The sequence below is a fragment of the Microcystis sp. M144S2 genome (assembly GCF_020246065.1).
Taxonomy (GTDB): domain Bacteria; phylum Cyanobacteriota; class Cyanobacteriia; order Cyanobacteriales; family Microcystaceae; genus Microcystis; species Microcystis ichthyoblabe_A.
The window spans coordinates 1-6877 of the sequence record NZ_JADBTR010000022.1; the positions used below are offsets into that span (position 1 = coordinate 1).

The 6877-nt window shown below is 43.3% G+C and carries 6 protein-coding genes and 1 tRNA gene; 6 read left to right on the forward strand and 1 reads right to left on the reverse strand.

What is annotated here, in order from left to right:
* Positions 1-352: 352 nt before the first annotated feature.
* Both IM462_RS03110 and IM462_RS03115 read left to right on the forward strand, forming a co-directional pair.
* Complete coding sequence (locus IM462_RS03110) at positions 353-1297, forward strand: DUF4351 domain-containing protein (RefSeq protein ID WP_287703369.1); 945 nt, start codon at positions 353-355, stop codon at positions 1295-1297.
* A 39-nt stretch (positions 1298-1336) separates the two neighbouring features.
* A complete protein-coding gene (locus IM462_RS03115; RefSeq protein ID WP_287703371.1) occupies positions 1337-1837 on the forward strand; it encodes a sll1618 family protein in 501 nt (166 codons plus the stop codon).
* Between the two features lie 513 nt (positions 1838-2350).
* Here IM462_RS03115 and IM462_RS03120 read toward each other — a convergent pair.
* Positions 2351-2422 (reverse strand) — tRNA-Thr (locus IM462_RS03120).
* Between the two features lie 59 nt (positions 2423-2481).
* Between IM462_RS03120 and IM462_RS03125 the strand changes: the two genes are divergently transcribed.
* The 4 genes from IM462_RS03125 to IM462_RS03140 all read left to right on the forward strand — a co-directional run bounded on the left by IM462_RS03125 (position 2482) and on the right by IM462_RS03140 (position 6588).
* Positions 2482-2736, forward strand: coding sequence for a DUF3493 domain-containing protein (locus tag IM462_RS03125; RefSeq protein WP_287703373.1), 255 nt, complete (start codon positions 2482-2484; stop codon positions 2734-2736).
* Between the two features lie 221 nt (positions 2737-2957).
* The gene (rbp, locus tag IM462_RS03130; protein ID WP_287703375.1) at positions 2958-3251 is read left to right on the forward strand and encodes an RNA-binding regulator; all 294 of its coding nucleotides are present in this window, start codon (positions 2958-2960) and stop codon (positions 3249-3251) included.
* Positions 3252-3572: 321 nt separating this feature from the next.
* Positions 3573-3866 (forward strand): RNA-binding regulator, encoded by a 294-nt coding sequence (gene rbp, locus IM462_RS03135; RefSeq protein WP_287714823.1) that lies wholly within the window; start codon positions 3573-3575, stop codon positions 3864-3866.
* A gap of 199 nt (positions 3867-4065) precedes the next feature.
* Complete coding sequence (locus tag IM462_RS03140) at positions 4066-6588, forward strand: glycogen/starch/alpha-glucan phosphorylase (protein WP_287703379.1); 2523 nt, start codon at positions 4066-4068, stop codon at positions 6586-6588.
* Positions 6589-6877 lie beyond the last annotated feature (289 nt).

A 6877-nucleotide genomic window follows, 5' to 3' on the forward strand; every position in this document is an offset into this window, starting at 1 on the left:
GCAGGTGCGAAAAATCCTTCGGGAAAGAAGCAGAAACCGTTCGGACCTCGGCGTGAGCTCGGTCGAACGCTGAGCTCACGGCCGAAGCCTAAATCGTGAGGTTTGGGAATCACCGTCCGTTTACGGCGGCGAGGATGTCAACAGAAAATATAGCAGTTAGCCGTCTATTAGATATTTTAGTACAAATGCTCGGACTTCTTCTCCGCAGCTCCCTGTTCTGGTGTAGTCTTAACGAGTAATTGACCGCCTTTATCCTCAAGATGAAGTGTAACCTAATTTTGATATCGACGGCCGGCGACCGACTCCCCAAAAGGAAAACTTTCTACCTCACCATTAGGATAACTACTTATGTATGAATAATATTATTGACCATGATCGTTTATTTAAGGAATTAATTTCGACTTTTTTTGTTGAATTTATTCAGTTGTTTTTCCCCGCGGTTATTAATTATTTAGAGCCTAATCAGATCACATTTTTAGACAAAGAAGTCTTTACCGATGTCACGGAAGGAGAAAAGTATGAAAGTGATTTAGTCGCCCAAGTTCAATTTCGAGGACAATCATCATTTTTCTTAATTCATCTAGAAGCACAGTCTAGCTCTCAACCAGAATTTAATCGGCGAATGTTTACTTATTTTGCTCGCCTGCATCAAAAATTTGCTTTACCAGTTTATCCGATTGTCATATTTTCCTATGAGCGTCCGCAAAAAGAAGCAATTCGTCAATATAAAATTGCGTTTCCCGACTTGAAAGTGTTAGAATTTAACTATCAAGTTGTCCAGTTAAATCGCTTGAATTGGCGCGATTTTCTCAATCAAGCTAATCCCGTCGCTGCCGCTTTGATGGCCAAGATGAAAATTGCCCCTCGGGATAGAGCAAAAGTTAAGGCACAATGTCTAAGATTATTGGTAACATTAAGATTAGATGCGGCTAGAATGCAATTGATTTCAGGCTTTGTCGATACCTATCTCAATCTCAACTCGTCCGAGGAGATAGAATTTCAACAGGAGATTAGCACATTTATTCAACCCGAACAGGAGGGAGTTATGCAGATTACCACCAGTTGGATGCGCCGCGGTTTAGAACAGGGTTTAGAACAGGGTTTAGAACAGGGTTTAGCAAGAGAAAGAAATCTAATTATTCGTCTGATTAAACGTAAGTTAGGATCTATTGATGTGGCTCTAGAGAGTCGGATTATGACCTTGAATATTGATGATCTGGAACGAGCGGGGGAAGCTTTATTGGATTTTTCGACATTGGAGGATTTAACTAATTGGTTAAATGCTTTAGATGCTTAGTATTTTTCTCTTAAACTTCACAGAAGGCTAGGTATGGGTATGAGTATAAGCTTTGAAAATGCTATCCAACAAACTCAAGATTTACTAACTCAAATTGAGTTTTTAGATGCCAATACAATCACTCAAAAAATTACTGAGCTAATCTCGACAGAAAATGGAGCTAGAGGATTTTTTGTTACTTACCTAACCAGCGATTTATCCTATACGGAATATCCTAGTTTAGAAGTAATCAATGCTTTAAAAACTTCCCCGATATTGGTGAATGAATTATTAGTTAAAAATCTGGCTATGTCCACGGCAATGGTCATCTATCATCGTGGTCAAGGAGACGAAGAAAACGCCCGAGGTTCTGAGAAAGTCCAAGAAAAAACTGGTCAACTAATTAAGCAGTTATTGTCGCCAGCCTTAAAGGAAAAATTACAACAACTAGCCACCAGTTTAAACAGCGGACAAGGAGAATATCAAGCCTTTCTAGAGCGCTGGGGATATGACGATTGCCAACGTCAAGCGATCACAGAAATTATTCAACCTTTTCTTTAGTAACTAGCTGATTTTTTCCCAAAGATTTCGCCCGAAATAGGGAGAGATCGGTTCGAGCAATTAACTCTTTGGCTCTTCTCGACTTTGTGTGATAATTTTTGCTTATGGAATCGTGAAATGCTTATCGGGTAACACTTTTAGGACTATTTTGTCGAAGAAACTATCAGTATAGACCTCGTTTCCACACAGAAACCAGAAGAGCCACTCTTTTACCTCTTGTTTGCTGCTAAAATGGCTTATTGAAGTAAATCGGCTCTCTTCCCCTTGGTGTGATAAGTTTAACTTATATAGGAGCGATCAATTTTTGTGTCCTTTGTGTCTTTGTGGTTCGTTTCATTCGCTCGCCAGCAGAAATGTATCTGAGAATAGATTTTACCCACCAAACCCAAGAGAGCCGCAAATCCCCGGCAAAGGCGTTAGCCTAGGGGGGGTTTTGGCATAGCCGGAACAAAATCAAGGCATTTAACCACTGTACCAGTATTTCTTAGTCAACTTCCGGGAGGTAAAACCCCAAGCCGATGATGGGATTTGAACCCACGACCAATTGATTACGAATCAACTACTCTACCACTGAGCTACATCGGCACATTGCCAATTTCCGATTATATCACGGACAATAGATACACAGCTAGAAAAATTTTTTTATGAGCAAATCCCCTCGACTTGATCCCCAAAAATACGCCCGCTTGAAAGCGGAAGCGGCCAATCCCTATCGAGGGCTGCGGCAGTTTCTCTATCTCGGTTTAGGTGCTTCTGGTTTTATCGGTGCGGTGGTTTTTCTGGCCCAATTAGCGGCAGCAAGGGACGTAGCCACCGCCTTACCCAATTTTGCCCTACAAATCGGTGTGGTGGCCCTGATGATTTGGTTATTTCGTCGGGAGAAAAAAGCTCAGGGTTGAGGGAGTAGCCACCGATAGCCAAAACAGTCTCTTTCCCCGGAGAATAAAAGTTAACATTAACTCTAGTCTTTTCGTGTTATGATTGGGGCGAGAGTCAAGATTAGTGTTCAAGTTCGTTTCCAGTATTAATCCGGTAAGTCTTTTACTTTAGTATTGTTCGGCTTCTCCCTGAATTTTGTGTCTCCACACCGTTTCGAGTATTGATCGAGGATTCAAGTATTATGTCTATTTTTGTTGGTAATCTCTCTTACGAGATTTCCCAAGAAAATCTGGTCGAGGTCTTTAAAGACTACGGCGAGGTTAAAAGGGTTCATGTCCCCGTTGACAAAGAGACAGGCCGCAAACGCGGTTTCGCCTTCGTGGAAATGGAAAATAAAGCCGATGAAACCAAAGCAATTGAGGCACTGGATGGTGCTGAATGGATGGGACGAGCAATTAAAGTTAACGAAGCCCGCGAGCGTGAAGAGCGCACGCCCTTCAATGGTGGTGGTGGTGACAGAAAAAAACGCTATTAAGCTTTTTTTGTGAATAATTGTGGGAGGGTGAACAGGGTTCACCCTTTTTTTGTCGACAATCGCCGTTTCGCTCAAAACCAATAGAAATCTAAATGTCTGAGTCTCTCTAAAAGGTAACAAGTAAACTATAAAGGATATCGTCATCAGATTCTGATCGGCGATCGACTCTTTCTGTGTTATGATCGAGGCGAGAGTCAAGATTGGTGTTCAAGTTCGTTTTCAGTATTAACTCGGTAAGTCTTTTACTTTAGTATTGTTCGGCTTCTCCCTGAATTTTGTGTCTCCACACCGTTTTGAGTATTGATCGAGGATTCAAGTATTATGTCTATTTTTGTTGGTAATCTCTCTTACGAGATTTCCCAAGATGATCTAACCGAAGTTTTTACAGACTACGGCAAGGTTCAAAGAGTCCATATTCCCGTGGATCGTGAGACAGGCCGCAAACGCGGTTTCGCCTTCGTGGAAATGGAAAATAAAGCCCAGGAAGCCGCCGCAATTGCCGCCCTGGATGGTGCTGAATGGATGGGACGAGCAATTAAAGTTAACCAGGCCCGCGAGCGTGAAGAGCGTGCGCCCTTCAATGGTGGTGGTGGTGACAGAAAAAAACGCTATTAAGCTTTTTTTGTGAATAATTGTGGGAGGGTGAACAGGGTTCACCCTTTTTTTGGCGGCAATTGCGATCGCCGTTCCCCTCAAAACCAATAGAAATCTAAATGTCTGAGTCTCTCCAAAAGGTAACAAGTAAACTATAAAGGATATCGTCATCAGAATCTGATCGGCGATCGACTCCCGAATATATGGACAACAAAAACCGATGGAGACAACCTACACCCTAGCTGATGGGACTGAAGCACTTCAATGCCCCACTTTAGTCGAAGATGATCGCACGGGCATGAGTCCCGAAACCCTAAAACGGGCTTTTCTGGACAATTTGTTTTATTTGCAAGGGGTTAACCGCACTAATGCCAGTCCCTACAATTACTATGTCGCCCTTGCCTACACCGTTCGCGATCGCCTGCTGCGTCGTTTTCTGAAATCCACCGACACCTACAAACAGGAAAAAGTTAAACTCGTCTGCTATTTCTCCGCCGAATTTCTCATGGGGCGGTATTTAGGTAATAATCTCGCTAATTTGGGTATTTATGACCTAATCAAAGAGACGATCGAGGAATTAGGTCTTGATTTTGAGGAAATTATCGAACAGGAACCGGATCCCGGCCTGGGAAACGGCGGTTTAGGGCGTTTAGCGGCTTGTTTCCTCGATTCCCTCGCTTCCCTAGAAATTCCCGCCATCGGTTACGGTATCCGCTACGAATTTGGCATTTTCCATCAAATGATCCAAGACGGTTGGCAGGTGGAAATCCCCGATAACTGGCTACGCTTCGGCAATCCTTGGGAACTACCCCGTCCCGATGAAAGTGTGGAAGTAAAACTGGGTGGCCGGACGGAAATCTATCACGATGATAAGGGACAGGAACGGGTACAATGGCTGCCGGAACGTCGGGTTTTAGCCATTCCCCACGATACCCCCGTCCCGGGTTACAAAACCAACACGGTTAACGCTTTGCGTCTCTGGAAAGCAGAAGCGAGTGAATCGTTTAATTTTGAGGCTTTTAACGCCGGGTTATACGATCAATCCGTGGCCGAAAAAATGGACGCGGAAACCATTTCTAAAGTCCTTTATCCCAACGATAATACCCCCGCCGGTCGCGAATTACGTCTCGCCCAACAATACTTTTTTGTGGCCGCTTCCCTGCAAGATTTAATTCGCATTCACCTAAAAAGCCACAAAAATCTGCAAAACTTCCACGAAACCGCCGCTATTCAACTGAACGACACTCACCCTGCCATTGCGATCGCTGAGTTAATGCGTTTGTTAGTGGATGAAAACGGCTTAGAATGGTCAAAAGCTTGGGCAATTACCCAAAAAACCTTCGCTTATACCAATCATACCCTATTGCCGGAAGCCCTGGAACGTTGGTCGGCGGATTTACTTGGTAAACTGCTGCCCCGACATCTAGAAATTATCTACCTGATCAATCACTTTTTCCTTGAGGATGTGCGGACTTGGTTTCCCGATAACGAGGAATTATTGGGCAAATTGTCGATAGTTGAAGAAGCTGGTTGGGGTAATAAACAAATTCGCATGGCTAATTTAGCCTGTGTGGGTAGTCACTCGATTAACGGAGTCGCTGCCTTACACACCGAGTTGCTGCAAAAAGACACCCTGAAAGAGTTTGCCATGCTCTGGCCAGAAAAATTCTACAATAAAACCAATGGTGTCACCCCGCGCCGGTGGATTTTATTGAGCAATCCCCAATTATCGGCACTATTTACCGAAAAAATCGGCGATAATTGGTTAAAAGACCTGAAGGAATTGCGAAAACTGGAACAATACCTTGATGATCCTGAATTCCGTCAGCGTTGGTATGAAATTAAACAGGCGAATAAGGCCGATTTAGCGGCTTATATGCTGAAAACCCGCAATATCGAGGTGGATGTTAATTCGATTTTCGATGTGCAGGTAAAACGGATTCACGAATACAAACGCCAACATCTGGCAGTTCTGCACATTATCGCCCTTTATAATCGCATTAAACAGAACCCTCAGATCGATATTGTGCCGCGCACTTTTATCTTTGGTGGTAAGGCAGCCCCCGGTTACTTTATGGCTAAGTTAATTATTAAGTTAACTAATGCTGTAGCTGAAATTGTTAATAAGGATCCTGATGTCAGAGGTCGTTTAAAATTGGTTTTCCTGCCTAACTTTAACGTTTCTTTGGGTCAACGCATCTATCCGGCGGCGGATCTGTCCGAACAGATTTCCACGGCGGGTAAGGAAGCTTCCGGAACCGGTAACATGAAGTTTGCCATGAATGGCTCCCTCACCATCGGGACTCTGGACGGCGCTAATATCGAAATCCGCGAGGAAGCCGGGGCAGAAAATTTCTTCCTTTTTGGCTTGACAGCAGGAGAAGTTTATGCTAAGAAAGCCCACGGTTATGAACCGATGAGCTATTACAAAAATAATCGCGAATTGAAGGGAGTGATCGATCGAATCAAGAGTGGTTATTTTAGCCATGGTGACCAGGAATTATTCAGGCCGATCGTCGATTCTCTCCTCTACGATGACCAGTATATGCTTTTAGCTGATTATCAATCCTACGCTGATTGTCAGGAACAGGTAAGTGAAGCTTATCGCGATCGGGACAAGTGGACGCGGATGTCGATTCTTAACTCGGTTCGCATGGCTAAATTCTCTAGCGATCGCACAATCTGGGAATATTGTCAAGAGATTTGGAAAGTTAATCCGGTCAAGATTAGTTTAGAGGATTAAAAAACTCGGTCAAGTTCGGGTTTAGTCTTTGACTAGCCCGAATTTTGGAACCGTAGCCCCAAAAATGCTTGATGAAAACGTCTAAACTATGATTTTTATGATTGTTTGATGGACTAGGATTTTAAGTTTTATACACTTCAATTATTTCTATGGCATAGAACGAGTTAGTTAGGACAGATGCCTGAAGGCTTTACTCACAGCATCCACAAGGTTTTCACTATCATTGATAATCTGACTAACATAGTTTTTCAATCTAGCCCAGAACTTTTCAATTTTGTTGAGATCTGGA